Annotated in this window: 25 protein-coding genes and 1 pseudogene; 11 read left to right on the plus strand and 15 right to left on the minus strand. The window is 65.6% G+C overall.

Features of this window, described 5'->3' with window-relative positions:
• The first annotated feature begins 49 nt into the window (after positions 1 to 49).
• Positions 50 to 877, plus strand: coding sequence for an HAD-IIA family hydrolase (locus FDW81_RS03970; RefSeq protein ID WP_138132860.1), 828 nt, complete (start codon positions 50 to 52; stop codon positions 875 to 877).
• A gap of 9 nt (positions 878 to 886) precedes the next feature.
• On the opposite strand, the gene FDW81_RS03975 is transcribed toward FDW81_RS03970, so the two are convergent.
• The 5 genes from FDW81_RS03975 to FDW81_RS03995 form a co-directional block, all read right to left on the minus strand.
• The gene (locus tag FDW81_RS03975) at positions 887 to 1,927 is read right to left on the minus strand and encodes an alpha/beta fold hydrolase (protein ID WP_138132861.1); all 1,041 of its coding nucleotides are present in this window, start codon (positions 1,925 to 1,927) and stop codon (positions 887 to 889) included.
• Between the two features lie 83 nt (positions 1,928 to 2,010).
• Positions 2,011 to 2,628: a hypothetical protein gene (locus tag FDW81_RS03980; RefSeq protein WP_138132862.1), complete on the minus strand. Its 618-nt coding sequence runs from the start codon at positions 2,626 to 2,628 to the stop codon at positions 2,011 to 2,013.
• A gap of 103 nt (positions 2,629 to 2,731) precedes the next feature.
• On the minus strand, positions 2,732 to 3,499 hold the full coding sequence (locus tag FDW81_RS03985; protein ID WP_138132863.1) for a GAF and ANTAR domain-containing protein: 768 nt from the start codon (positions 3,497 to 3,499) through the stop codon (positions 2,732 to 2,734).
• Between the two features lie 47 nt (positions 3,500 to 3,546).
• Positions 3,547 to 4,131, minus strand: coding sequence for an orotate phosphoribosyltransferase (gene pyrE, locus FDW81_RS03990; protein ID WP_138132864.1), 585 nt, complete (start codon positions 4,129 to 4,131; stop codon positions 3,547 to 3,549).
• A gap of 18 nt (positions 4,132 to 4,149) precedes the next feature.
• Entirely contained in the window at positions 4,150 to 5,421 is a 1,272-nt protein-coding gene (locus tag FDW81_RS03995; RefSeq protein WP_138132865.1) for an FAD-dependent oxidoreductase, read from the minus strand.
• A 107-nt stretch (positions 5,422 to 5,528) separates the two neighbouring features.
• Here FDW81_RS03995 and nadE point away from each other — a divergent pair, with 107 nt between their 5' ends.
• A complete protein-coding gene (nadE, locus tag FDW81_RS04000) occupies positions 5,529 to 6,383 on the plus strand; it encodes an ammonia-dependent NAD(+) synthetase (RefSeq protein WP_138132866.1) in 855 nt (284 codons plus the stop codon).
• Positions 6,384 to 6,498: 115 nt separating this feature from the next.
• On the opposite strand, the gene FDW81_RS04005 is transcribed toward nadE, so the two are convergent.
• A complete protein-coding gene (locus FDW81_RS04005; protein WP_138132867.1) occupies positions 6,499 to 7,293 on the minus strand; it encodes an IclR family transcriptional regulator in 795 nt (264 codons plus the stop codon).
• Positions 7,294 to 7,471: 178 nt separating this feature from the next.
• On the opposite strand from FDW81_RS04005, the gene FDW81_RS04010 reads away from it, so the two are divergent.
• The 3 genes and pseudogenes from FDW81_RS04010 to FDW81_RS18690 form a co-directional block, all read left to right on the plus strand.
• Positions 7,472 to 8,203, plus strand: a complete 732-nt coding sequence (locus FDW81_RS04010; protein ID WP_138132868.1) for a CoA transferase subunit A — start codon at positions 7,472 to 7,474, stop codon at positions 8,201 to 8,203.
• Between the two features lie 31 nt (positions 8,204 to 8,234).
• Entirely contained in the window at positions 8,235 to 8,906 is a 672-nt protein-coding gene (locus FDW81_RS04015; RefSeq protein ID WP_138132869.1) for a CoA transferase subunit B, read from the plus strand.
• 105 nt (positions 8,907 to 9,011) lie between these two features.
• Positions 9,012 to 9,549: pseudogene (locus tag FDW81_RS18690) on the plus strand (thiolase domain-containing protein); the annotation flags it as partial.
• A gap of 83 nt (positions 9,550 to 9,632) precedes the next feature.
• On the opposite strand, the gene FDW81_RS04025 reads toward FDW81_RS18690, so the two are convergent.
• Together FDW81_RS04025 and FDW81_RS04030 are read right to left on the minus strand one after the other, a co-directional pair.
• On the minus strand, positions 9,633 to 10,340 hold the full coding sequence (locus tag FDW81_RS04025) for an ankyrin repeat domain-containing protein (RefSeq protein ID WP_240719917.1): 708 nt from the start codon (positions 10,338 to 10,340) through the stop codon (positions 9,633 to 9,635).
• 7 nt (positions 10,341 to 10,347) lie between these two features.
• A complete protein-coding gene (locus FDW81_RS04030; RefSeq protein WP_138132870.1) occupies positions 10,348 to 10,917 on the minus strand; it encodes a heme-binding protein in 570 nt (189 codons plus the stop codon).
• Positions 10,918 to 11,136: 219 nt separating this feature from the next.
• Between FDW81_RS04030 and FDW81_RS04035 the strand changes: the two genes are divergently transcribed.
• The 5 genes from FDW81_RS04035 (at position 11,137) to FDW81_RS04055 (ending at position 14,683) form a co-directional block, all read left to right on the plus strand.
• Entirely contained in the window at positions 11,137 to 12,390 is a 1,254-nt protein-coding gene (locus tag FDW81_RS04035) for a sensor histidine kinase (protein WP_138132871.1), read from the plus strand.
• Entirely contained in the window at positions 12,387 to 13,013 is a 627-nt protein-coding gene (locus FDW81_RS04040; RefSeq protein WP_138132872.1) for a response regulator transcription factor, read from the plus strand. Before FDW81_RS04035 ends, FDW81_RS04040 begins: the two co-directional genes overlap by 4 nt.
• 133 nt (positions 13,014 to 13,146) lie before the next feature.
• Positions 13,147 to 13,350 carry a cold-shock protein gene (locus FDW81_RS04045; protein WP_013599688.1) on the plus strand — a complete coding sequence of 68 codons (204 nt, stop codon included), beginning with the start codon at positions 13,147 to 13,149 and terminating at the stop codon, positions 13,348 to 13,350.
• 163 nt (positions 13,351 to 13,513) lie between these two features.
• Entirely contained in the window at positions 13,514 to 13,864 is a 351-nt protein-coding gene (locus tag FDW81_RS04050) for a hypothetical protein (protein WP_138132873.1), read from the plus strand.
• Positions 13,865 to 13,897: 33 nt separating this feature from the next.
• Positions 13,898 to 14,683: a TipAS antibiotic-recognition domain-containing protein gene (locus FDW81_RS04055; RefSeq protein ID WP_138132874.1), complete on the plus strand. Its 786-nt coding sequence runs from the start codon at positions 13,898 to 13,900 to the stop codon at positions 14,681 to 14,683.
• 93 nt (positions 14,684 to 14,776) lie between these two features.
• Here the strand turns inward: FDW81_RS04055 and FDW81_RS04060 are convergent, their stop codons facing one another.
• Both FDW81_RS04060 and FDW81_RS04065 read right to left on the minus strand, forming a co-directional pair.
• Entirely contained in the window at positions 14,777 to 15,754 is a 978-nt protein-coding gene (locus FDW81_RS04060) for an SDR family oxidoreductase (RefSeq protein WP_138132875.1), read from the minus strand.
• Positions 15,755 to 15,904: 150 nt separating this feature from the next.
• Positions 15,905 to 17,095, minus strand: coding sequence for an acyl-CoA dehydrogenase family protein (locus FDW81_RS04065; RefSeq protein WP_240719919.1), 1,191 nt, complete (start codon positions 17,093 to 17,095; stop codon positions 15,905 to 15,907).
• Between the two features lie 100 nt (positions 17,096 to 17,195).
• Here FDW81_RS04065 and FDW81_RS04070 point away from each other — a divergent pair, with 100 nt between their 5' ends.
• Positions 17,196 to 17,702 (plus strand): MarR family winged helix-turn-helix transcriptional regulator, encoded by a 507-nt coding sequence (locus tag FDW81_RS04070; RefSeq protein WP_138132877.1) that lies wholly within the window; start codon positions 17,196 to 17,198, stop codon positions 17,700 to 17,702.
• Between the two features lie 13 nt (positions 17,703 to 17,715).
• Here the strand turns inward: FDW81_RS04070 and FDW81_RS04075 are convergent, their stop codons facing one another.
• The 5 genes from FDW81_RS04075 to FDW81_RS04095 all read right to left on the minus strand — a co-directional run bounded on the left by FDW81_RS04075 (position 17,716) and on the right by FDW81_RS04095 (position 22,917).
• Positions 17,716 to 18,369, minus strand: a complete 654-nt coding sequence (locus FDW81_RS04075; protein WP_138132878.1) for a DedA family protein — start codon at positions 18,367 to 18,369, stop codon at positions 17,716 to 17,718.
• Between the two features lie 154 nt (positions 18,370 to 18,523).
• Positions 18,524 to 19,300 carry an enoyl-CoA hydratase gene (locus FDW81_RS04080; RefSeq protein WP_138132879.1) on the minus strand — a complete coding sequence of 259 codons (777 nt, stop codon included), beginning with the start codon at positions 19,298 to 19,300 and terminating at the stop codon, positions 18,524 to 18,526.
• The gene (gene mmsB, locus FDW81_RS04085; RefSeq protein ID WP_138132880.1) at positions 19,297 to 20,298 is read right to left on the minus strand and encodes a 3-hydroxyisobutyrate dehydrogenase; all 1,002 of its coding nucleotides are present in this window, start codon (positions 20,296 to 20,298) and stop codon (positions 19,297 to 19,299) included. The genes FDW81_RS04080 and mmsB overlap by 4 nt, the downstream gene beginning before the upstream one ends.
• On the minus strand, positions 20,291 to 21,418 hold the full coding sequence (locus FDW81_RS04090; protein ID WP_138132881.1) for an enoyl-CoA hydratase/isomerase family protein: 1,128 nt from the start codon (positions 21,416 to 21,418) through the stop codon (positions 20,291 to 20,293). The genes mmsB and FDW81_RS04090 overlap by 8 nt, the downstream gene beginning before the upstream one ends.
• Complete coding sequence (locus FDW81_RS04095) at positions 21,418 to 22,917, minus strand: CoA-acylating methylmalonate-semialdehyde dehydrogenase (RefSeq protein ID WP_138132882.1); 1,500 nt, start codon at positions 22,915 to 22,917, stop codon at positions 21,418 to 21,420. The genes FDW81_RS04090 and FDW81_RS04095 overlap by 1 nt, the downstream gene beginning before the upstream one ends.
• Positions 22,918 to 22,931: the final 14 nt, after the last annotated feature.

Below are 22,931 nucleotides of genomic sequence, written 5' to 3' on the forward strand. Positions count from 1 at the left end.
TCAACACTAGACTGGACCTTTCGGGCTTTCATTACACGCGGAGGTAGGCATGGCAGAAGCGGACGAGGTCAAGGGAAATCCGGCGGTTTACCGCAGCGGCCAGGACATCGAATGCTGGCTGACGGACATGGACGGCGTGCTGGTCCACGAGAACCAGCCGATCCCCGGTGCAGCCGAGCTGATCCAGCGGTGGGTGGACACGTCCAAGCGCTTCCTGGTGCTGACCAACAACTCCATCTTCACCCCACGGGACCTTGCCGCGCGCCTGCGTTCCTCCGGGCTGGAGGTCCCGGAGGAAAACATCTGGACCTCGGCCCTGGCCACCGCGCAGTTCCTCAAGGACCAGGTGCGTTCGGAATCCGGCAACAGGGCCTACACCATAGGCGAGGCAGGACTGACGACGGCGCTGCACGAGGCAGGCTTCATCCTCACCGACCAGAACCCGGACTTCGTGGTGCTTGGCGAAACTCGCACCTATTCCTTCGAGGCGATCACCACCGCCATCCGGCTGATCCTCGCCGGTGCCCGGTTCATCGCAACCAACCCGGATGCCACCGGCCCGTCGAAGGACGGCCCCATGCCCGCCACGGGGGCAATAGCAGCTCTGATCACCAAGGCAACGGGACGGGAGCCGTACATCGTGGGCAAGCCGAATCCCATGATGTTCCGTTCCGCGATGAACCAGATCGACGCCCATTCCGAGACCACCGCCATGATCGGTGACCGGATGGACACTGACATCATCGCCGGCATGGAGGCAGGCCTGCACACCGTCCTGGTACTCAGCGGCATCACGCACAAGGACGACATCGCCGCCTACCCCTTCCGGCCCAACCAGGTCCTGAACTCGGTGGCGGACCTGAAGAACCAGATCTAGGAGCCGGCCCTAGAACACCGTCACCCGGGATCCGCCGCGGGGCAGCGGGAAGTGTTCGTCCAGGAGCTCTTCCACGAGGGGCCGGTAGACGTTGGGATTCCAGCCGGGGCTGGCATGGGCTGGCCTGGCGTCTCCGGTGTGGAGGCTGCTGGAGACCATGTTGGCCTTGAAGGCTACTGCCCAGGCCTCCACCGCCGTCTGGTAGCGGACGGTGCGGTCCCGGGGATTGCCGATATACGCCATTTTCGCGCCGCCGATTTTGCCAGCGAACCGGCTGCCGTCGAAGTGGTAGATGTAGGCCGACTCTGACTGGATGAGGAGGCTGGACGGGGCAATGGGCGACAGCTGTTCAAGCGTCTGGTCGATGATTTGCCGCCAGCTGCGTTCGTCCTTGTGGATGACCCGTTCCCCCAGCTCATAACCACCACGGAGGGCGGAAGGGAAGCGGAAGCCGCGCTCGTACAGGAACACCACGCCGTCGAACCAGCTCTGGTCCAGCACGTCATGCTTGCTGTAAGGGCTGGAGTCCAACACGATGAACTGAACCTCCACACCGTGGATTTCCAGCAGGCGGGCGGCTACCTGGGTGGCCACCATTCCACCGAAGCTGTGGCCGTAGAAGAAGAGCTTGGTGAGCTTCTGGGCGCGGACATGCTCAATGACGGCAATCACAATGGCGTCGATGTCCAGGCCTTGATTGGAATAACCCACGGCTGCCAGCCGGGCCCGCTTGTTCAGCGCCCCGCGCAGCGAGTTAAGGATCCACTGGGCTTCTTCCCAGCTGGTCTTGTAGCCGGGAAACAGGAACCAGCTGGCGTCGGGGTAATAGGCATCCGCGAAATCGTCCGGGACAGTCAGGATCCTGTCCGTCCTGCGCCGGGACTGCACCTCCCGCGTGAGGAGCATGTCAGCCGCAAGCAGGCCCGAGGCCCCGGCCCCCGCCAGGAATCCGCGGCGGGAAAATTGCTTAAGGGCAGCACTTTCCGCCAGCAGCCGGGCCCCCGACACCCCGCGCCGGTCCTGCGGATTTACCTCCCCCTCATACGGCACACCCCTACCGTATGCACACCGGAAGACGCCCCCGCAAGCAGCCCGTTGTAACCATTCAGCGACAGCTGGTCACCAGCGGCTTCTCAGCTGGCCGCTTGGCCCTCCAAGCCGGGAAGCGGTGCCACACTGCCCTGCTGGCGCCGCAGCAGTTCCTGGCCAATGTCCGTGTACCGGCCCAGCAGGTCCGAGCCCGGGAACGCCTTCGGGTTGTCCAGCAGGGCGAAAATCGAGTCGCTGGCGGTCAGCAACTCCCCGTCCGAGTACTCCTCCAGCGGCCGGCCGAACAGCTCCTCGAAGCGGGCGTCGGGCAGCAGCGGGAGGCCCTCGGCCGGGTACTGCCCGTCCTCCGGAAAATCGGTAAAACCGTCCAGAAGGGCCAGCGGCTGTTCATTGGAACCGGTCACAGCCCAGTCGGCACCCGGGGAAAGATCCAGCGAAACGCCGCTGCCGTAAATCCCCGGAAGGGTATTGGAGTCGATCGCATTCAGGTCGCTGCGGAGACCGGCCAAGGCGGAGGATTCCACCAGTTCGGCCCAGGAAAGGTCGACGCTGATATGGGATCTGATGCCCATCCGCCTGATCCGGCGAATAGTGTGGATAAGTTCCGGGCGGGAGCAGCCATTGAGGCTGCCACGGACTTCTATCCGCACGACGTCGGCGGGGACGTCAAGGTTAACGAGGGCATTCAATGCGCGGTCCATAGGTACTCCAAAAGAGGGTGTCTATGGCCGACGGCTCAACCTCGGTAAGCGTAACCTCCCGGGAGTCCATACACAACCCGCCAGTAACAAGGAAGGAAGCGCGCTATCCGATCCTGTCCGCCTGCTTTTTCCTGGGTTCCTCGAAATGGGTGCGGGTGCCGGCCCCGCCTACAGAATCCACCAGCGATTTGGCGATGTCCCTCAGCTTGGTGTTCGAGTTGCTGGAAGCTTCGGTGAGAATATTGACTGCAGCTTCCTGGCCGCACCGGTTCTGGGCCATGACAATGCCGATGGCGATGTCTATGATCGTCCGGGATTCCAGTGTTGCCCGGAGGTTGGCCGCGCTGTCTGTGTGCAGTGAGAACCGCACGGCCAGCCTCAGTGCCTGGGAAATCTCCCGAGTGAATAACCGGGCCCGGGCGGTGGCCTGGTCATTGAACTTGCGCGGCGCGCTGGAGTAGAGGTTCAGCGCCGCCTTCGCTTCCCCTTGCAGGTTGAAGGGCAGGGACAACACCGAGCGCAGGCCGTGGGAAGCCACCGCGGACGCGTAGTCCGGGCCCCAGCGGTTCTCCTCATACAGGTCCGGAACATGGACCTCCCGTTCCTCCTGGGCAGCAGTAAGGCAGGGGCCCTGGGAGAGCGAATACTGGATCTCATCCACTTCCCGGGCCGAATCGCTGCTCCAGCCAATGGTGGCAGCCTTCCTGTCGCGCAGCAGCGTGATTCCGCACAGCGCGTCATCCCCCTCACCAGCCATCTGGTGGGCGGAAAAGCGGGCGAGTTCGTTGAGGAATTCCTCGAAATCGGCGCTCTCCAGAATGAGGTTCTGGACCTGGTCGGTGGCACTCAAGGGCTGTTCAGGCGGGAGCATAGTGCACGTTCTCCGTACGGCGAATTAGGGACTGTGCTCAATCGTAGCTAGGAAAGCCCCAGTTCGTCCTTGCCGAAGGCGAACAGGTAGGGAACGCCGGTTTCAGCCTCGATCTTTTCCTTGGCTCCCGTGTCGCGGTCCACGATCACGGCCACGGCCACTACATTCCCTCCGGCCTTCCGTACACCCTCCACAGCCGTCAGCGCCGAGCCGCCTGTTGTGGACGTATCTTCAAGGACCAGGACCTTCCGGCCTTCCACGGACGGCCCCTCCACCTGGCGTCCCATGCCATAGGACTTCTGCGCCTTGCGTACCACAAAGGCGTCAACAGTCCGCCCCGCATCCACTGCCGCGTGCATGACGGCCGTGCCAACAGGATCCGCGCCCATGGTGAGCCCGCCTGCGCATTCAAAATCGATCCCGGCCTCGTCGGCCAGTGCGAGCATGACCTGGCCCACCAGCCTGGAGGCTTCGTGATGCAGCGTGATTCGGCGGAGATCGATGTAGTAGTCGGCCTCGGTTCCGCTGGAAAGGATCACCTTGCCGCGGACAACAGCCAGTTCCTTGATCAGTTCCAACAGGCGGGCACGGGCGGCAGCAGTGTCAACTGCTGTATCACTGGGGGAAGTCATGGGTTCCAGTTTAGTGGGTCAGGGGGCCGGGACGCGGCGGGCGAAAGCGGGCGCATGCTCCGGCAGCGGCCCGAACGCGATGACCCTGGGCAGGACCCGCCCAACCACCGGGGCGTGCCGGACGATGAGCAGCATGACCGGCAGCGGCCGGGGCGTCTTCCCGGCGAACAACGGAACGAATATTGCCCTGTGCATGATGCGCTGGACATCCTGGACAACTGCAGTGGGCATCCGGCGGCGCCGCTCTACCCGGGCAAGATCCTTCGTTGTCACCCGGCCTTCAAGCAGGAGGGGTGCCAGTTTTGCGGCTGTTGCCACGGCGTCCTGAATTGCGAGGTTGATTCCCACACCCCCTGCCGGCGACATGGCATGGGCGGCGTCACCAATACAGAGGAGACCGTCCACGTACCACCGCTTCAGCCGGTCCAGCCGGACGTCCAGCCAGTGCAGGTCATCCACCGAGCGGATGGCGTCCAGGCGGTCGGCCAGGTCCGGGCGGAGCCGGGCAACCCGCTCCCGGAAGCGCTCTATGCCTTCGGCACGGATCCGGGCATCCGAACCTTTGGGCGCGAGGTATCCCATCTGGTAGTAGTCATCGCGGAACAGGGCAATCATTGCCTCACGGTGGCCAAAGGCGGGCACGACGCCGGCCACCGCGCCCTTTTCGGAAGCCGGGCGCGGGAGTTTGAACCACCAGGTGTCGAACGGCACGGGATACTGCTTCGGCTGCAGTCCCGCTGCGCGCCGCAGCACCGAGTGGCGTCCGTCAGTGGCCACCACCAGGTCGGCATGCAGTACCCCTTCCCGGTTCGGTCCACCGCCCTGGTCCGCGTCCGCGCCGCCACCGCGAGTCCGGTAGCCCACGCCGGTGACGCGGCCGCCGTCGAACACCAACCCCGTAACCTCGTGCTGCATCAGGAGCGTGAAGGACGGTTCCCGCGCCGCTTCCGAAGCCAGGAAGTTGAGGAAGTCCCACTGCGGCATCATGGCGATGTAGTTGTACGGGGGCTTCAGACCGGAGAAATCCCCAACGGTAACCAGCCCGGCTCCGGGGATGGGAAATGCCACCTGGTTCAGCCGGCTCTGCGGGAGCCTGCGGAAACCCGCGCCCAGGCCAAGTTCGTCAATCAGCCGCACCGTGGAGGCGTGGACGGTGTCGCCGCGGAAATCACGCAGGAAATCGCCGTGCTTTTCCAAAACCGTGACCTGCACCCCGGCCCGTGCGAGCAGCAGGCCCAACATCATTCCGGCCGGACCGCCGCCGACAACGGCGCACCCTGTTCGCTCCATGCACCCACGCTACGCCCGGGAGGACACCTCCACCACGGTGCCGCCACGGCCGGCACTTCCGGCGGAACAGTTGAGCGTTTTCGGCACCGCTGGCTAGGCTGGTCCACATGCGCAAACTCCAGGCAAGCATCATTGAAGAAATGGGCGTACAGCCCCGGATCGATCCTGCCGGGGAGGTGCGCAGACGCGTCACGTTCCTCAAGGACTACCTCCGGGCCACCCACACCAAGGGCTTTGTCCTGGGCATCTCCGGCGGCCTGGATTCGTCACTGGCCGGCAAGCTCGCCCAGCTGGCCGTGGAGGAGCTCGAGGCCGAAGGCGTGGAGGCCAATTTCGTTGCCGTGCGGCTGCCCTACGGTGTCCAGCATGACGAGGAAGACGCCCAGGCAGCCATGGACTTCATCCGGCCCAAGACTGAGTGGACGTTCAACATATCCGCTGCAGTGGACGCTTTCGAGGATGAGTTCGAGAAAACCGTCGGAACTGAAATTTCGGACTTCCACAAGGGCAACACCAAGGCGCGGACCCGCATGACCGCCCAGTATGCCCTGGCGGGAGAACACAACTATCTGGTGATCGGCACGGACCACGGCGCCGAATCCGTCACGGGCTTCTTCACCAAGTACGGCGACGGCGGCGCGGACATCCTTCCGCTGTTCGGCCTGAACAAGCGGCAGAACCGCGCGCTCCTGGCAGAGCTGGGCGCGCCGGCGCGGGTGTGGGAGAAGGTGCCCACGGCGGACCTGCTGGATGACAAGCCCGGCCGCACTGACGAGGACGAGCTCGGGCTGAGCTATGACCAGATTGACGATTACCTGGAAGGCCGGGAGGTTCCGGACTCCGTGGCTGAGCTGATCGAAGAGAAATACCTGCGGACCCGGCACAAGCGCACGGTTCCCGTCACCATCTTCGACACCTGGTGGAAGCACGAGGGTCCGGAAGACCCGCGCACAGGGCTCTAGTTCCCACCGGAGAGGGCCGCAGGCCACTCATATTCCACACTTTCGGGAAGCACGACGGCGCGTCGCACCACAGGGGGCGGCGCGCCGTCGTCGTACCAGTCAAGGTCGGGGAGACTCAGCGGGGCCGCCGGCCACCCTGGGTTCCGCCCAGCTGCTGGGTGATCCGGTGGGCCTCGGCCATGAGGAGGGCGCCCAGCTCCTCCTGCCGGTCAGGGCGGAAGCGCGGCTCTATGCCGGTCAGGGACAGCGCCCATGCAGGCCGGCCGGAGCGGTCGAACACCGCCGCGCCCATGCCCCAGCTGCCTTCCAGCACCAACCCCGGGTTCACGGAGTAGCCCGCCAGCCGGGTGCTGCCGAGGTTGGCGCGGACAACTTCCTCAGAGTGGTTTGCTGCGAACCTGCCTGCATGCGCCGTCCAGTCCCGCAGCAACTCCTCCTGCTCATCCTCCGGCAGGAACGCCATGATCGCCGTGCCCGCGGAGGCCACCCCCAACGGAAATCGGACGCCCTCGTGCAGCACGAAGGAACGGACTGGAAAGCTCCCCTCCTCCCGCAGCAGGCACACGGTCTCCGCACCCCGCCGCACGGAAAAGAACGCGCTCTCCCCGGTGGCCTCGGCAAGCCGCCGGAGGCTGGGCCGGGCAATATCCTCCATCGGAAACCTTGCGGCCGCCACTGAACCCATAAGGAGGACTTCCGGCCCCAGGACCCAGTTGCCGCTCCCGGCGTCGTGGTCCACGAGTCCCTCCGCTGCCAGGGAGGACAGCAGGCGGTGGACCGTGGGCCGGGTGAGGCCTGACTCACGCACCACTCCGGCCAAAGACATGCCTCCGGCGCTGCGCCCGACGAGGCGTAACACTCCGGCGATACGGCTGACCACCTGGGCGCCCTGGACGGGTGCGCTGCTCATATATTCCACCTTTTCTGTCCACATTATGGATTCTCCCCATCCTAGCGTCCACACTGTAGAAGAGCGCGCCGAAGCAGGCCTTTGTTGCCTTGACAGCCCCCGAAACCCCTCATAGTGTCCCTTGTCAGACTCGCCGTCCACAAAGTGGACAGCGCAGCAAGCTCAACGAGGAGACTCCATGACTAAACTTCAATCAACTGCTGCTGCTGCCTTGGAGGGGGCACTCCGGGACGGCGTCACACTCGCCGTGGGCGGCTTCGGCCTCAGCGGCATTCCCGCGGACCTGATCGAGGCGGTGCGGGATTCCGGCGTCCGGGACCTCACCGTTGTATCCAACAACATGGGCGTGGACGGCAAGGGCCTGGGCATCCTGATCGAGGCAGGCCAGGTCCGCAAGGTCATTGCTTCCTACGTGGGCGAAAACAAGCTCTTTGCCGAGCAGTATCTCGCCGGCCGCCTGGAGGTGGAGTTCACGCCGCAGGGCACCCTGGCGGAGCGCCTGCGCGCGGGCGGGGCCAGCATCCCGGCCTTCTACACCAAGACCGGTGTTGGCACCCTGGTTGCCGAAGGCAAACCGCACGAGGTGTTCGACGGCGAAAAGTACGTGCGCGAGCGCGCCATCCGTGCCGACGTCGCGCTGGTCCACGCGCACACCGCAGACACGGACGGGAACCTGCTCTACCGCTACACCGCGCGGAACTTCAATCCTGTGGTGGCAACGGCGGGCCTCCTGACCATCGCGGAGGCGGAGGAAGTGGTGGAACCGGGCGGACTTGATCCCAACCACATCGTCACCCCAGGGGTTTACGTCCAGCGCCTGGTCCGGGCCACCGCCCGCGTCAAGGACATTGAGCAGCGTACCGTCCGGCGGCGCGACCTTTCCGCAGGAACCGAAGCGTTGGCCGTCTAAGCACCGAATACCTACTGAAGAGGAGAACCCCATGGCCTGGACCAGGGACGAGATGGCTGCCATCGCGGCCGAGGAACTGAACGACGGCGACTACGTGAACCTGGGCATCGGCATTCCCACGCTGGTGGCCAACAACCTGCCGGAGGGCGTCCGGGTGGTGCTGCAGAGCGAAAACGGCCTGCTGGGCATGGGGCCGTTCCCGTACGAGGGCGAGGAGGACGCCGACCTCATCAACGCCGGCAAGCAGACCGTCACCGTCCTGCCAGGGGGAAGCATCTTCGATTCCGCCACGTCCTTCGGCATGATCCGCGGCGGGCACGTCAAGGTAGCAATTTTGGGGGCCATGCAGGTCTCGGGCAGCGGCGACCTGGCCAACTGGACCATCCCCGGGAAGGTGGTCAAGGGCATGGGCGGCGCGATGGACCTTGTCGCAGGGACGCCGCGCGTGGTGGTCCTCACTGAGCACAACGCCAAGGACGGCAGCGCTAAGATCGTCCGGGAATGCACGCTGCCCCTTACGGGACTGGCGTGCGTGGACCGGATCGTCAGCGACCTCGCTGTCTTCGATCTCTACAAGAACGACGACGGCGGGCGGCAGCTCACGCTGACCCGCCTTGCTCCCGGTGTCACCGTGGAGGAGATCCGCAGCAGGACGGAGGCGACTTTCGACGTCCAGCTGGAGAACGAGGAAGTGGCGGCATGAGCCTGAAGGAACAATTCGGCAAGGATGTCCTGCTCACCGGCTGGGGCCACAGCCGCTTCGGCAAGCTCAGCGATGCAGGGCGCGAAGTCCCTGCTGGCCGGCACTACCGACTGCTCCCCGGTGTCAGACGGTGCAGCCGCCGTCGTGCTTTCCACCTCCCCCACGGGAGGTACCGCCGGCGCGGTACGGCTAGCGGGCTTCGGCCAGGCCAATGGCTTTTTCCCGGCCGCCCGCCGCGATCCCGTGGCCTTCGAAGCCACCCGCATGTCCTGGCAGCGCGCCCTGGCGATGGCCCGGGTGGGGGCTCGATGACCTGGACTTCGCCGAGGTGCACGACTGCTTCACCATTGCCGAGCTCCTGATGTACGAGGGCATGGGACTGACGAAGCCCGGGCAGGGCGCACGCGCCATTGAAGAGGGCTGGGTCGGCAGGGACGGCAAACTGCCGGTCAACGTCTCCGGCGGACTCAAGGCCAAGTGCCATCCAGTGCGCGCCACGGGCGTCTCCCAGCACGTCATCGCGGCAATACAGCTCACCGGGACCGCAGGGAACATGCAGCTGCCCGGCCCGCGCCGGGCGGCCGTTCAGAACATGCGCGGGCTGGGGATCGCGAACTACGTGAGCGTCCTCGAGGCCGTCTAACCCCTACGGAGTTTTGTCCAGATATGCGGACTCCCGCGGCCCGTGGTCCTGCATATCTGGACAAAAACTCCAGGTCCGGGGGTTTAGTGGCTCCGGATCAGGGCCGCGATCTCCTCGAAGCCCAGCCGTTCGGCGTTCTGCAGGGCAGACCGGCCTTCAGGGTCGCGGATGTCCGGATCAGCGCCGGCATCAAGGAGCAGGCGGACCACCTCCTGCTGCCGCAGCCCACCGTTGTTCAGCAGGATGGCTTCCTGCATCGCGGTCCAGCCGAGGTTGTTGACGTGGTTGACCGGCACTCCGGCGCCGATCAGGATCCGAACCGTCTCCACGTGGCCGTGCTCGCTGGCAGGAATCAAGGCGGTACCGCCGTAGCGGTTGGTGCTGGCGACGTCCGCTCCCGCCGCCAGGGTCAACTGCAGCATCTCGTTGAACCCTTCGGCGCCGGCGTAGAGGAATGCCGAGTCCTGGATGGCGTCCTTGGCGTTCACGTTGCCTCCTCGCCCGATCAGTTCCTGTACCAGGAATACGTTGTTGGCTTTGGCCGCGGCAAGGAGTTCCTGGTCGAGCTTCGCCTGTTCCTCGGAGGACAGCAGTGGAGGAGCGGGCGGCGGCTCGCTGACCGGAGCTGTCGCGGTAGCGAGTTCCTGTGTTGCAGGGGGTTCCGCTTGAGTGCCGGCAGGGGCTGACGCCGGAGCGGACTTCGGCGGCTGCTCCACCGTCGGCCCTGCCTGGCAAGCTGTCATCGACAAAGTCGCCCCGAGGATCATGCCGATTACCCCAAGCCGCTTCATGCCCAGCCTATTGAACTGCACCGGCGGTGGCGATGGCCTCAGCTCCCGCGGTGGCACAGGCTTCGTCCAGGGCGCCGTCGGGAGCACCGCCGACGCCGATGCCGGCCACCGAAACGCCGTTCACCTTCAGCGGTACGCCCCCTGCCAGGAAGAGGGTGCCGGGCAGGTCTGCGATGCTGGGGCCAGTGCGGTTGACGCGTTTGGCCAGTTCGCTGGTGGGCGTCCCAAAGGCTGCCGCGGTGTAGGCCTTCTGCTGGGCGGCCTCGATGGTGTGTTCCGCCGCATTGTCGCCCCGCAGCAGCGCCTGTACTGTCCCGAAACGGTCCACCAGCGCCACCGTGACGAACGGGAGCTTGTCCGCCTGGCACCGGGCCAGTGCCGCCTGCACTGCTTTGGCCGAGGCACCCACGGAGATCCGGTCCTGCTGCACCACGTTGCCGGGCACGGGCTGGATGTCGACAGCAGGGACGGCGGTTGCTGCTGGACCCGCGCCGGCGTTGGCGGCGGCCGTCACCCCGGCGGTGAGGGCAAGGGCGCCTGCAGCTGCGGCGGCGAGTACTTTCGCGGACTTCTTCATGTTGTTTCCTTTGATCTGCAACGTTGGGAGTTGCTCAGCAACGTCCCGGAGCGGGTACGTTTCCATCCTTCCGGCGCTGCCCTCTCCTGGCATCGGGCCTTTAGCTGCTTCCTCCTGCACCGAAAGGCCAGCAGTATCAGCCAAAAGGCTGAGGGACGGAGCATCGCCGGGGGCAATACCATGGCGGATAGCTTTTCCTCCCTCCGAACCGGAATCCCCATGCCTACCCGAGCTTCCGTCCGCACCCCGGCTGATGCAGCCCAGGCTGGCAGCGCCCCAGCCACTGGCCCCTTCACCACCGGCACCCCGGCACGACCACATCTGGCAACCATTGATGTGGCTGTGCACCTTGGTTTCGCCGTGCTGCTGGTGGCGTCTCTGGTCCGCTACGTGATGCGGCACAGCCCGGCAGACAACCTGCTGGTCCTGGGGCTGGCCGCCGCCGCTTGCCTCTTGTACGCCGTCGTTGCGGTGCTGGCGCGCCGGGAGCGCCCGGGCGCCCCGTGGATGTTCGTCCTGGTGGCGGTGTGGGCGGTATTGGTGATCGCGGCGCCCAGTTTTGCCTGGTGCTCGTTCGCGCTCTTCTTCCTCAGCCGGAGCGCCCTGGCCGGCCCGGCGGCCTACGCTGCGGCCGGGGTTACGGCCACGGCCACAGCCGCCGGCCTGTTCCGGATGACCAATGGCACTGATGTTGCAATGCTCCTCGGCCCCCTGGCCGTGGGCGTCATGCTCACGCTCATCTATGACCGGATCCAGCGCGACGCCGAGGAGCAGCGCCGGCTGCATGCGGAGGTTACCCGCGCGCAGGGACAGCTGGCGGCCAGCGAGCGCCGGGCCGGCACCATTGCCGAACGGGAGCGGGTTTCCCGGGAAATCCATGACACTGTGACCCAGGGGCTGGCCAGCAGCCTGCTCTTGCTCGAGGCGGCGGGGCGTGCCTGGCCAAGTGCCACCGCGCGGGCTGATCTCGGTGAAGCAACCGCCCTGTTGCGGGGCAACCTGTCCGAGACCCGGAGCCTGGTGCACGAGCTCGCCTCCCCCGGCCTGGACACCTCCCCGCTGCCGGACGCGCTGCTCGTCGCTGCCAGGCGGTATGCCCCGGACGCCCGGCTCCTGGTCACCGGGGAACCACATCCTGTCCCTGCGGAAATCCGGCATACCCTGCTGCGGGTGGTGCAGAGCGCTGCCGCCAACATCAAACTCCATGCCTCCGCCACTGTTGCCACCGTGACGCTGGGATTCCTCCCGGAGTCCGTCACCCTGGACGTTTACGACGACGGCGCCGGCTTTGATCCGGAGGCGGCAGCACCGCCGTCGGCCGCCGGAGGCTACGGACTGCGGGCCATGCGGCAGCGGGTGGAGCAGCTGGGCGGCGTCTTCTCCGTGGAAAGCGCACCCGGGGAGGGAACAATCGTGGCCGCCCAGCTGCCTGTGCCCGGCCCTGGGGCAAGGACGACGGGAAGCACGGCATGAGCGTCATCACCGTGCTACTGGCGGATGACCACCTGGTGGTGAGAAGCGGTCTTCGCGCCCTCCTGGGAACCCAGGCCGACATCGCGGTGGTGGCCGAGGCAGCCTCCGGGGAGGAAGCGGTGCGGCTGGTACAGGAGCACGAGCCGGCCGTGGTGGTCCTGGACCTGGCCATGGGCGCGGGAATGGACGGCATCGAGGCGATCAGGAGAATCCGGGAAAGCAACAGCAAACAGGCGGTCCTTGTGTTCACCACCTATGACTCGGACGCCGACATCGTGCGGTCCGTGGACGCGGGGGCCATGGGCTACCTGCTCAAGGACGCGGCTCCGGAGGAAATTTTCGCCGCCATCCGCGGTGCTGTCCAGGGCAAGAGCGTGATGAGCCCGCCGGTGGCGTCGCGGCTGTTCCAACAACTGCGCAACCCGGAGGAAGTCCTCACCCCGCGCGAAGCGGAACTGCTGAGCCTCCTCACCCAGGGCCTCAGCAACAGGGAGCTCGGACAGCGGCTTTTCATCTCCGAAGCCACCGTCAAAACCCACCTTGCCCACATCTATGCCAAGCTTGGGGTTGACACCAGGGCAGCCGCAATCGCCACCGCCATCCGCCGTGAGGGGATGCGTTGACCTCGACAAATGTTGCCTTACCCTTGCAACCGGGGCCCGCGCCCCGTACGTTGGGGACTGCGGGGGACGTTCTCCCCGCACTCCTGGCCGATGGCCCGGGGAGAGAATCAGAGTCACACGAAGGAATGCAGCCATGGCAACAGGCACAGTTAAATGGTTCAACGCCGAAAAGGGTTTTGGCTTCATTGCCCCCGATGACGGGTCCGCTGACGTTTTCGCCCACTACTCCGCAATCGCCAGCAGCGGATACCGTTCACTCGATGAGAACCAGAAGGTTGAATTCGATGTGACCCAGGGCCCCAAGGGTCCGCAGGCAGAGAACATCCGCCCGCTCTAAGGCTTAGCCTTTCCCCGGCTCCCGCCGGCGGACCGGCACCTGCAGCGGCTTCTTCAGCATCGTGCTGGAGGGGCCGCTGTTTTGCGTCGACCAGCCATTGTCCTTCTTGTCTCCTTTCCCTTGCGCTGTGCTCCTGCCTGCTGCTCATGGGGATAATTGAAGGGTGAGCGGACAGGACCAGGATCCCTGGGAGGAGTTCGACAGGCTGGGACCGGCCGTGCCTGACCGCGTCCCCGGGCACCCCGGCGGTGAACCGCTGGGCTTCGGGTTCCGCACCGGAGTCCGCAGTGCACGCGTCGCTGTCGGATTCGCAATCTATGCCCTGGCTCTGGGAACAGTCCTGGCGTTGACCGGCTGCGTCTTTTTTGCAGCCCGCGGCGAATGGCTCCCCGTGGCGCTCATGCTCCTGATCGAGGCCGTGTTCATTTTCGCGTTCAACCGGCTCGTTGCCCAGGCCCGGACCCGCTCACGCCGCCGCCCACCGGGTCAGGGCTTTCCCGAAAAACCCGCTTGACCTTAACGCTGCGTCAAACCCTACGCTCAAAGCATGGAAGAAACCGGGAGCAGCGCCCGGCAGGACTGGTCCATCCAGGAGGTGGCTCGGATCGCCGGAACCACGAGCCGCACTCTGCGCCATTATGATGACGTCGGCCTGCTGGCGCCGAGCCGGGTGGGCAGTAACGGCTACCGATACTACGACGGCACCGCCCTCCTGCAACTGCAGCGGATCCTTCTCCTTCGGGAGCTTGGATTGGGCCTGCCGGCCATCGCGGAGGTGTTCCGGCAGCAGACGGACACTGTGCAGGCCCTGAGCCGCCACCTGGACTGGCTGGGACAGGAACAGCAACGGCTGGCACGGCAGATGGCATCGGTGCGGCAAACAATCGAAACAGTAAAAGGAGGGGGCGACATCGTGGCAGAGAAGATGTTCGACGGCTTCGACCACACCCAGTACAAGGACGAGGTGGAAGAGCGCTGGGGCAAGGACGCCTACGCCAAGAGCGACGCCTGGTGGCGGGGAATGGGCGCGGAGGAGAAGCAGGAATGGATGGTCCACGCCGGGAAACTCGGCAGCGACTGGATTGCTGTGGCAGGTTCAGGGGCCGGCCCGGACAGTTTCGCCGCCCAGGACTTGGCCAGGCGGCATGTGGCCTGGCTGGCATCGATACCTGGGACACCTGCAGCGGAGCGGGGAGGAGACCTCAAGGCCTACATCACGGGGCTTGCCGACATGTACGTTGCTGATCCCCGGTTCGCGGCCAACTACGGAGGCGAAACCGGCGCCGGCTTCGTGCGGGACGCATTGCGCATTTACGCCGGGCAGGACCTCTAAGGGTCCAGGTTTGCAGGTTCAGGGGCCCACTGGCTCAGGGCCTGCAGGGTCAGGGCGCGCGGGGGTCCAGGCCGCCGGCGGCTGCCGGGCTGCTCAGCCCAGCAACTTCCGCAATGCCACCGCTGTTCCGGCTAATGCTGCCGCACTCATGATTCCGCGCTGGGCAGTCCGGCGCCTGCCGTGCCAGCCGCCCGTCACGGACCCTTTCCTGATTGCCCCCGAGGGGGTGTACAGGTTGCCGGCAGTGATGGGTGCCGGCTTCCGCCGGGGCAACTGGGTTCTGTCCACCTGCTTGGCTATGGAGCCTTCCACTGTACGGGGGCTGAATTTATGCTGCAGGACCAGCAGGCGTCCGGTCGGTTTACCCACCACGGTTTCCCGGCGGGGCCGGTTGATTACCTTAACCACCGCTCTTGCCACCCGTTCCGGCGTGTACACCGGAGGCATCGCGGACGCGCGACGGCCGGTGTAGTTGGCCGCGTGCTGATAGAAGGGGGTATCGATGGTGGCCGGAAGGACAGTGCACACCTTCACTCCGGACACCCTTTCCAGAGCCAGCTCCGACCGCAGGCTGACGCTGAGCGCCCGGACGGCGGCCTTGGACATCGAGTAGGCGGCGTTGTACGGAAGCGGGGTTTCCCCCACCACGGAGGCAACGTTGACCAGGACGCCCGAGCCCTGGGCTGTCTGCCGCAGCAGGGCTGCACGGGCACCGTTCACGTAACCGGAAATATTGACATCCAGCACACGCTGGAAGTCCGCGGGCGGAACGTCGGTCAGACGCCCGAAGACCGCCACCGCTGCGTTGTTGATCCATACGTCAAGCCGCCCGAACTCTGCCACGGCGCGGGCGGCCAGGTTGTCAACCATGGCCGGATCCGTCACATCAGTGGCGACTGTTATGGCCTCGGCTCCGCGTTTCCTGCACTCACCGGCCACCACTTCAAGCTCTTCGGCTCCACGTGCCGCCAGGACAAGCCTGGCGCCCATGTCCGCGCAGCGAAGGGCGATGGCCCGGCCGATTCCGCTCGAGGCTCCGGTGATGACAACTACTGAGTTCTTGATGCGCATCGGGTTCCCTTCCCGCCTCCGCTCAAGGAGCAGAACCAGAACAGTAAGTAGGCTTACCTGTTCGATGCTAGCGAGTAGGAGCCCGCCGGACAACGGGCACAGCGCCCACCAGAATTTGCACTGCGAGCCGCAGGCAGCGCAGCTCCCCGATCAGGTGAATGCGGATTTCCCGGTCACGGCCCGCCCCACAATGAGGGAGTTGATCTCGTAGCTGCCCTCGTAGGTGTAGAGAATTTCAGCGTCACCGAACAGCTTGCCCATCTCGTAGTCACTGCTGATGCCGTTGCCGCCCAGTAAGGACCTCCCCATGGCCACCGTTGCCCGGGCCAGCCTGGTGGTGGTGGCCTTCGCCAGGGCGGCCTGCGCCATCTCCAGCTTGCCCTCCTCCTGTATCCGCGCCAGCTGCACCATGAGGGCCAGAGAGACCATTGCATTGCCCAGCATGTCCGAAAGCTGCTGCTGGACAAGCTGGAACCGCGCCAGTTCCCTTCCAAACTGCCGGCGGTCCAGTGAATAGGCGCGGGCAACATCGAACGCTGCAAGCTGGATCCCTGCGGCCTGCCACCCCACCCACGCCCGCGAGTCCCGCAACAGGCTGTTGGCGTTGGTGAAGCTTCCGGCCCCGGGAAGCAGGTTGGCCGCCGGAATCCGCACCTCCCGCAGGCTGATGTCCGCATTCTGCATGATGCGCAGGCCGATCTTGTTGGAGATCTTCGTGGCTGTGTAGCCAGGCCTGTCCGTTTCCACGATGAAGGCTTTGATCTGCCCGTCTGCCGCATCCCGCGCCCACACCAGGGCAAAGTCGGCAATGGTGCCTGCGCCAATCCACCGCTTGGCGCCGTTCAGCACCCACTCGCCACCGTCCAGCCTGGCCGAGGTTTCCAGACCTCCCGAGATGTCGGACCCATGCCCGGGTTCGGTCAGTGCGAAAGCTCCCAGCTGGGTAAAGCCCGCCAGCCCCGGAAGCCATGTTCGTTTCTGCTCCTCGGATCCCAATTCTTTAATGGTGCCGACGATCAGTTCATTGTGGATCCCGGTCAGGGCCGAGAGGGAGACGTCCGCCCTGGCCAGTTCTACATACATGAGTCCCTTGAAAAGGACAGAGGTGCCGTCCACCTGAAGCGCCCCCAGGCCACGGTTGCCCATTTCGCTGAGCAGCCCGTAGGGAAACTCCTCGCGGTTCCAGTACTCGATGGACTGCTGGCGGACAGCGGACTGCAGGAACCTGCGGAGGCAAAAGTACCGCTCCTGTTCAGAGTGCGGGAGGAGGTCCGCCACGTGCATGAGATCGGCGTTTGAAAAAGGCAGTGCATCGCCAGGTTCAAGGGACTGCACGGGCATCGGCCACCCCCCCTTCCGCATCGCCTAAACGTTGCATGTCCTAGTATATTCAGATACTGGCGCAATAAGTGAGCCATATCACCCGGGCGAAAGGTCTTCCATGGGCACTCCGCTCTCCCGCGATCCCATAGCCGAAGCCCAGCGCAACTGGGAAGAACAAGGGTGGGGGGACCTGGCCGCTCCCATGGCGGCCATCACCGCCATCATGCGCACCCAGCAGATCCTGCTGGCCAGGATCGAGTCCACGCTCAAACCGTTCGGGCTGACTTTTGCCCGCTACGAACTCCTGGCCCTGTTGAATTTCGCCAGGAAGGGGGCCCTGCCGATGAACAAGGCGAGCGCCCTGCTCCAGGTCCATCCGACCTCGGTCACCAACGCAGTGGACCGGCTGGAACGTGCGGGCCTCGTAGCCCGGTCGCCACACCCGACAGATGGCCGGACCACGCTGATTGAACTCACAGCCAAGGGACGGACTGCAGCAAAAAACGCGGCCACGGCGCTCAACACCGAAGTGTTCCGCGCTCCAGGATTCAGTCCTGGGGATGTAAAGGATCTCATTCGGATCCTGGGCGAATTTCGCCGGAATGCGGGGGATTTCGAGGAGTAGCGCCGGCCGGCTGTCAGCGCCGGATTTTTTGCCGCTTGAAATGCCTCAGCACGAGCAGGATCACCGTGATGCCCAGTGCAGCATACACGGCGTAATTCAGGTACCTGGAGTACTCCTCGATGAGCCGGTATTGGGTGCCCAGGAGGTATCCCAACCCGATCAGTGCCCCATTCCAGAGTCCGCTGCCTGCCAGGGTGTACAGGGTGAAGGTGCCCAACGGCATGCCGGAGGCACCTGCCGGCAGTGAAATCAGGCTGCGCACGCCGGGGAGCAGCCGCCCGAAAAAGATGGAAGACCTTCCATGGCGGCGGAACCAGTGGGCGGCGTGCTCAAAGTCTTCCCGGTCCACCAACGGGAGTTTGGACAGCCCCCGGATGGAACGCTCAAGGCCCAGTTTGGCCCCTAGCCAGTAGAGGAACAGCGCGCCGAGATAGGCGCCGAGAGTGCTGGTGACGAAGATCAGGAGCAGGTTCAGGTCCCCCTGGCGGGCAAGGTAGCCGCCCAGGGGCAGGATCACCTCGCTGGGGATCGGAGGCACCACCGTTTCGGCAAGGGTGAAGGCGCCGACGCCCCATTCGCCCAGCTGCTCGATGCCGCGGGCGGCAAAACCCACCAGCCCAGTGAGGTTATCTGCCGAGCCGTCCGCGCCCGCCGCTGTTTCCCACATACAAGTCCCCCGTCCGCTGCAAAGTAGACCTTGCCCTGTCTACCTTACGCACCTGTGAATAGGCTGGGGGCGACGCACCTGTGGACAGGCTGGGGGCGGCGCACCTGTGGACAGGCTGGGGCGGCGGACCCGCCTGCCAGGGCCCCGCCGGTCTTTACCGGTGCCTGAACTCCGGCTCGCGCTTCTCCGTGAAGGCCGCCATGCCTTCCTTTTGGTCTTCTGTGGCGAAGAGGGAGTGGAACAGCCGGCGCTCGAACAGGACACCCTGGGCCAGCCCGGTTTCGAAGGCGGCGTTCACCGCTTCCTTTGCCAGCATGGCAACCGGCTTGGACTTGGACGCGATGACCGCGGCAGCTTTGACGGCCTCATCCACGACGTCCTCCGCCGGGACCACCCGGGACACAAGGCCGCAGCGGTCAGCTTCCTCCGCCCCGATGAACCGGCCGGTGAGGATCAGGTCCATGGCTTTGGCCTTGCCCACGGCGCGGGTGAGCCGCTGTGAACCGCCCATGCCCGGCAGCACGCCCAGGTTGATCTCCGGCTGCCCGAACTTCGCGTTGTCCCCGGCGATGATGAGGTCGCACATCATGGCCAGTTCGCAGCCGCCTCCCAGGGCAAACCCCGAGACCGCGGCGACCGTGGGGATGCGCAGCCTGGTGAAGTCCTCCCAGCCGCGGAACCAGTCCGCGGCGTACATGTCCATATAGCCCTGATCCGCCATCTCCTTGATGTCGGCCCCCGCCGCAAAAGCTTTCCCCGAGCCGGTAATGACCACCGCTCCCAGGCCGGGATCGGCGTCCATGGCACGTACGGCGGACACGAGTTCCTCCATGGTGGCTTTGTTCAGGGCATTCAGTGCCTGCGGCCGGTTCAGCGTCACCAGGCCAACCCGGCCCCGTTGCTCCACCAGGATGTTCTCGTATTCCGTCACTCCGGGCTCCCGTCGTCCTGTGCTGCGCTGTGCGAAGCGCGCTGTGATGCACTCGCTGGTATCTGGCTGTGTTCACCGCCGGCGGAGCGGCCCGATCTGTCGCGGATGTCGGTGATGATGGCCGAGAAGTCCCTGCCCGCGCCGCCTTCCGCCGCAAACGTATCGTAGATTTCCGCTGCGAGCTGGCCCATCCGGCCCGCCACCCCGGTACTCCGCAGCGCATTAACGGCGAGCCCGAGGTCCTTGGCCATCAGGGCCCCGGCGAAACCTGGCTGATAGTCCCGGTTGGCCGGGCTGGTGGGGACGGGTCCGGGCACCGGGCAGTTGGTGGTGAGCGCCCAGCACTGGCCGGAGGCCGCCGATGCCACATCGAACAGCGCCTGGTGGCTCAGGCCGAGCTTCTCCCCCAGTACGAAAGCCTCGCTGACGGCTATCATCGAAACCCCAAGGATCAGGTTGTTGCAGATCTTGGCTGCCTGACCCGCCCCATGGGCGCCACAGTGCACGGCGCGCTTCCCCATGACCTCAAGCAGCGGCCGGAGCCTCTCAACGTCTTCGGCCTCCCCGCCCACCATGAAGGTCAGCGTGCCTGCCTCGGCGCCCACCACCCCGCCGGAGACCGGCGCATCCACGGACCGGTGCCCTGCGTCGATCGCCAGCCGGGCGGCCTCGCGGGCTTCCTCCACGTTGATCGTGGAGCAGTCCAGGAACATGGTGCCGGGGGCGGCTGCTGCCAACAGCCCCGGCTGCCCGCCCTGGCCGCGGTAGGCGTCCAGCACGTGCCGGCCGCCGGGAAACATGGTCAGGACCACGTCTGCCCCGGCCACTGCATCCGCCGCGCTGTCCACAACCGGCACCCCTTGCGCCCGGGCAGATTCCAGGGCTGCCGGCACCACATCGAAGCCCTTGACGGCGTACCCTGACTTGACCAGGTTCACGGCCATCGGGCCGCCCATGTGGCCCAGGCCCAGGAAGCCAATGGTGTACTTGTCAGGCATGATCGGTCTCCTTTGGCTGCGGGTCCACACGTTGAAGGTCCAGTTCCCGGACGCCCAGCGGCTTGAAGAACTCCTCCACCTGCCCGGGCTGCACGTCTGCCAGGGTGGGCGGCTTCCAGTGCGGCGTGCGGTCCTTGTCCACCACCTGCGCCCGGATGCCTTCCCGGAAATCCGGTGCGGACAGGAACCGCAGGCCCACCCGGTATTCCTGCGCCAGTGCCTCGTCCAGCGACAGGCCCCTCACCCTGCGCAGGGATTCCAGCGTGACCTTCACGGAAGTGGGCGACTTCGCCTCGATGGCACCTGCAGCTTCCAGGGCATCAGCGCTGCCTTCGCCCGCGTAGCTCCGCAGCCGGCGCAGAATGTCCTCCGCATCGTCGGAGGCATAGCAGGGATCGATCCAGTTCCGCTGCCCTTCCAGCACCGGAGGCTGAACCTCCTCCCGGTAACGCCCGACGGCGGCTTCCGCAGTTTCCGTTTCCAGCGCTTTCACCAGCGCAGGCAGCTTTCCGGACGGGACGTAGTGGTCGGCCAGGCCCAGGAACAGGGCATCTGGTCCGCTGAGATGAGCGCCCGTCAGCGCCGCGTGGGTGCCGGTTTCGCCCGGTGCCCGAGACAGCAGAAATGTCCCGCCGACGTCCGGTGCAAAACCGATGGTCGTTTCCGGCATCCCGGTGCGGGTGCGTTCCGTGACCACGCGGACGGAACCATGGGCGGAAATTCCGACGCCGCCGCCCAGCACCAGCCCGTCCATCAGCGCCACATAGGGCTTGGGATAGCGGGCAATGAGTGAGTTGACGCGGTACTCCGTCTCCCAAAAGTGCGCCGTCCGTTCCCCGCCGGCCAGCATGTCTTCATAGATCGCCACGATGTCGCCGCCGGCGCAGAGGCCCCGGTCACCCGCACCCTGCACCAGGACCGTGGCAACGCCGTCGTCGTCCGCCCACGCGGTGAGCTGCTCCAGAAGCTGCTCCACCATACCGGCGGTTAACGCGTTGACCGCCCGGGGCCGGTTCAGGGTAACCACCCCCAGCTGGCGGCGGCGCTCGAACAGCACCTCGCCGGTGCCGTGAGCCGGGTTTCCGGCACCCCTTATCCCGTCCGCCGCCCTGCCCGTCATCAGCTTCCTTCCGGCATCACGAAGCTGGCTCCGTGCCGTATTCCCGAGGGCCACCGCGTGGTCACCGTCTTGGTCTTGGTATAGAAGCGGAAAGCATCGGCGCCGTGCTGGTTCAGGTCGCCGAAACCCGAAGCCTTCCAACCGCCAAAAGTGTAATAGGCCAGGGGTACGGGAATGGGGACGTTGATGCCCACCATCCCAACATCCACCCGGCTGGCGAAGTCACGGGCGGCATCGCCGTCGCGGGTAAAGATGGCCACGCCGTTGCCGAATTCGTTCCCGCTGCACAGCCGCAGGGCATCGTCGTAATCAGCTGCCCTGACCACGCTGAGGACGGGGCCGAAGATTTCGTTGCGGTATATGGCCATGTCCTGCGTGACATGGTCGAAAAGGGTCGGGCCCACCCAGAACCCCTCCTCATGCCCCGGAACGTTGAAGCCCCTTCCATCTGCAAGGAGGGCGGCACCCTCCTCGACGCCTGCCCGGATGTAGCCCTCTATCCGCTCCTTGGCGTCGGCTGATACCACAGGGCCGAAATCGGAGTCTTCCGCCAGGCTGTGGCCCACCTTGAGCGCGGCCACCCGGTCCTGAAGCCTGGCCACCAGCTTGTCCGCCGTTTCCTCCCCCACGGGTACCGCCACGGAAATGGCCATGCACCGCTCCCCTGCTGAACCGTACCCGGCGCCGATGAGCGCATCCGCCGCCTGGTCCAGGTCCGCGTCCGGCATCACCACCATGTGGTTCTTGGCACCGCCGAAACACTGTGCCCGCTTCCCGTGGGAGGCCGCCGTCGCATAGATGTAATGGGCGATGGGGGTGGAACCGACGAAACCGATGGCTTTGACTCGCGGGTCCGCCAGCAGCGCGTCGACTGCTTCCTTGTCCCCGTTGACCACGCTGAACACGCCGTCCGGCATTCCCGCGTCAGTGTACAGCTCGGCTAGGCGGAGCGGCACGGAGGGGTCCCGCTCCGAGGGCTTCAGGATGAACGCATTGCCGGCGGCGAGGGCGGGTCCGGATTTCCACAGCGGAATCATGGCGGGAAAGTTGAAAGGCGTGATACCTGCCACCACACCCAGTGGCTGCCGGAGGGAGTGGATGTCGATCCCCGGGCCGGCGTCGCTGGAGAACTCGCCCTTGAGCAGGTGCGGCGCCGCTGCCGCGAACTCCACCACTTCCAGGCCCCGCTGTATGTCACCCCTGGAGTCCGCGAGGGTCTTGCCGTGTTCCGACGACAGCAGCCGGGCAAGCTCCTCCATGTTCCTGTTGACCAGGTCCACGAACCTGAGCAGGATCCTGCCGCGGCGCTGGGGATTCATGGCCGCCCAGTCCTGCTGAGCCTTCTCTGCGGCGGCAACAGCATTGTGGACCTCATCGCGGCCCGCCAGGGGCACGCGAGCCTGGACCTGGCCGGTGCACGGATCGAAGACATCGCTGTAACGGCCGGACATACCTGCCACCTCTCGGCCGCCTAAGTAGTGGGAGAGCTCGCGGACCATGACTGCACGCTCCT

Source organism: Pseudarthrobacter sp. NamB4 (assembly GCF_005796185.1).
In the GTDB taxonomy this organism is placed as follows: Bacteria; Actinomycetota; Actinomycetes; order Actinomycetales; family Micrococcaceae; genus Arthrobacter.

What these genes read in the sequence shown, in the direction of transcription:
- FDW81_RS03970 (WP_138132860.1), top strand. Translation starts at nt 50, where the DNA reads ATGGCAGAAGCGGACGAGGTCAAGGGAAATCCGGCGGTTTACCGCAGC.
- FDW81_RS03980 (WP_138132862.1), bottom strand. Translation starts at nt 2,628, where the DNA reads ATGGACCGCGCATTGAATGCCCTCGTTAACCTTGACGTCCCCGCCGAC.
- FDW81_RS03985 (WP_138132863.1), bottom strand. Translation starts at nt 3,499, where the DNA reads ATGCTCCCGCCTGAACAGCCCTTGAGTGCCACCGACCAGGTCCAGAAC.
- pyrE (WP_138132864.1), bottom strand. Translation starts at nt 4,131, where the DNA reads ATGACTTCCCCCAGTGATACAGCAGTTGACACTGCTGCCGCCCGTGCC.
- FDW81_RS03995 (WP_138132865.1), bottom strand. Translation starts at nt 5,421, where the DNA reads ATGGAGCGAACAGGGTGCGCCGTTGTCGGCGGCGGTCCGGCCGGAATG.
- nadE (WP_138132866.1), top strand. Translation starts at nt 5,529, where the DNA reads ATGCGCAAACTCCAGGCAAGCATCATTGAAGAAATGGGCGTACAGCCC.
- FDW81_RS04005 (WP_138132867.1), bottom strand. Translation starts at nt 7,293, where the DNA reads ATGAGCAGCGCACCCGTCCAGGGCGCCCAGGTGGTCAGCCGTATCGCC.
- FDW81_RS04010 (WP_138132868.1), top strand. Translation starts at nt 7,472, where the DNA reads ATGACTAAACTTCAATCAACTGCTGCTGCTGCCTTGGAGGGGGCACTC.
- FDW81_RS04015 (WP_138132869.1), top strand. Translation starts at nt 8,235, where the DNA reads ATGGCCTGGACCAGGGACGAGATGGCTGCCATCGCGGCCGAGGAACTG.
- FDW81_RS04025 (WP_240719917.1), bottom strand. Translation starts at nt 10,340, where the DNA reads ATGAAGCGGCTTGGGGTAATCGGCATGATCCTCGGGGCGACTTTGTCG.
- FDW81_RS04030 (WP_138132870.1), bottom strand. Translation starts at nt 10,917, where the DNA reads ATGAAGAAGTCCGCGAAAGTACTCGCCGCCGCAGCTGCAGGCGCCCTT.
- FDW81_RS04035 (WP_138132871.1), top strand. Translation starts at nt 11,137, where the DNA reads ATGCCTACCCGAGCTTCCGTCCGCACCCCGGCTGATGCAGCCCAGGCT.
- FDW81_RS04040 (WP_138132872.1), top strand. Translation starts at nt 12,387, where the DNA reads ATGAGCGTCATCACCGTGCTACTGGCGGATGACCACCTGGTGGTGAGA.
- FDW81_RS04045 (WP_013599688.1), top strand. Translation starts at nt 13,147, where the DNA reads ATGGCAACAGGCACAGTTAAATGGTTCAACGCCGAAAAGGGTTTTGGC.
- FDW81_RS04055 (WP_138132874.1), top strand. Translation starts at nt 13,898, where the DNA reads ATGGAAGAAACCGGGAGCAGCGCCCGGCAGGACTGGTCCATCCAGGAG.
- FDW81_RS04060 (WP_138132875.1), bottom strand. Translation starts at nt 15,754, where the DNA reads ATGCGCATCAAGAACTCAGTAGTTGTCATCACCGGAGCCTCGAGCGGA.
- FDW81_RS04065 (WP_240719919.1), bottom strand. Translation starts at nt 17,095, where the DNA reads ATGCCCGTGCAGTCCCTTGAACCTGGCGATGCACTGCCTTTTTCAAAC.
- FDW81_RS04070 (WP_138132877.1), top strand. Translation starts at nt 17,196, where the DNA reads ATGGGCACTCCGCTCTCCCGCGATCCCATAGCCGAAGCCCAGCGCAAC.
- FDW81_RS04075 (WP_138132878.1), bottom strand. Translation starts at nt 18,369, where the DNA reads ATGTGGGAAACAGCGGCGGGCGCGGACGGCTCGGCAGATAACCTCACT.
- mmsB (WP_138132880.1), bottom strand. Translation starts at nt 20,298, where the DNA reads ATGCCTGACAAGTACACCATTGGCTTCCTGGGCCTGGGCCACATGGGC.
- FDW81_RS04090 (WP_138132881.1), bottom strand. Translation starts at nt 21,418, where the DNA reads ATGACGGGCAGGGCGGCGGACGGGATAAGGGGTGCCGGAAACCCGGCT.
- FDW81_RS04095 (WP_138132882.1), bottom strand. Translation starts at nt 22,917, where the DNA reads ATGGTCCGCGAGCTCTCCCACTACTTAGGCGGCCGAGAGGTGGCAGGT.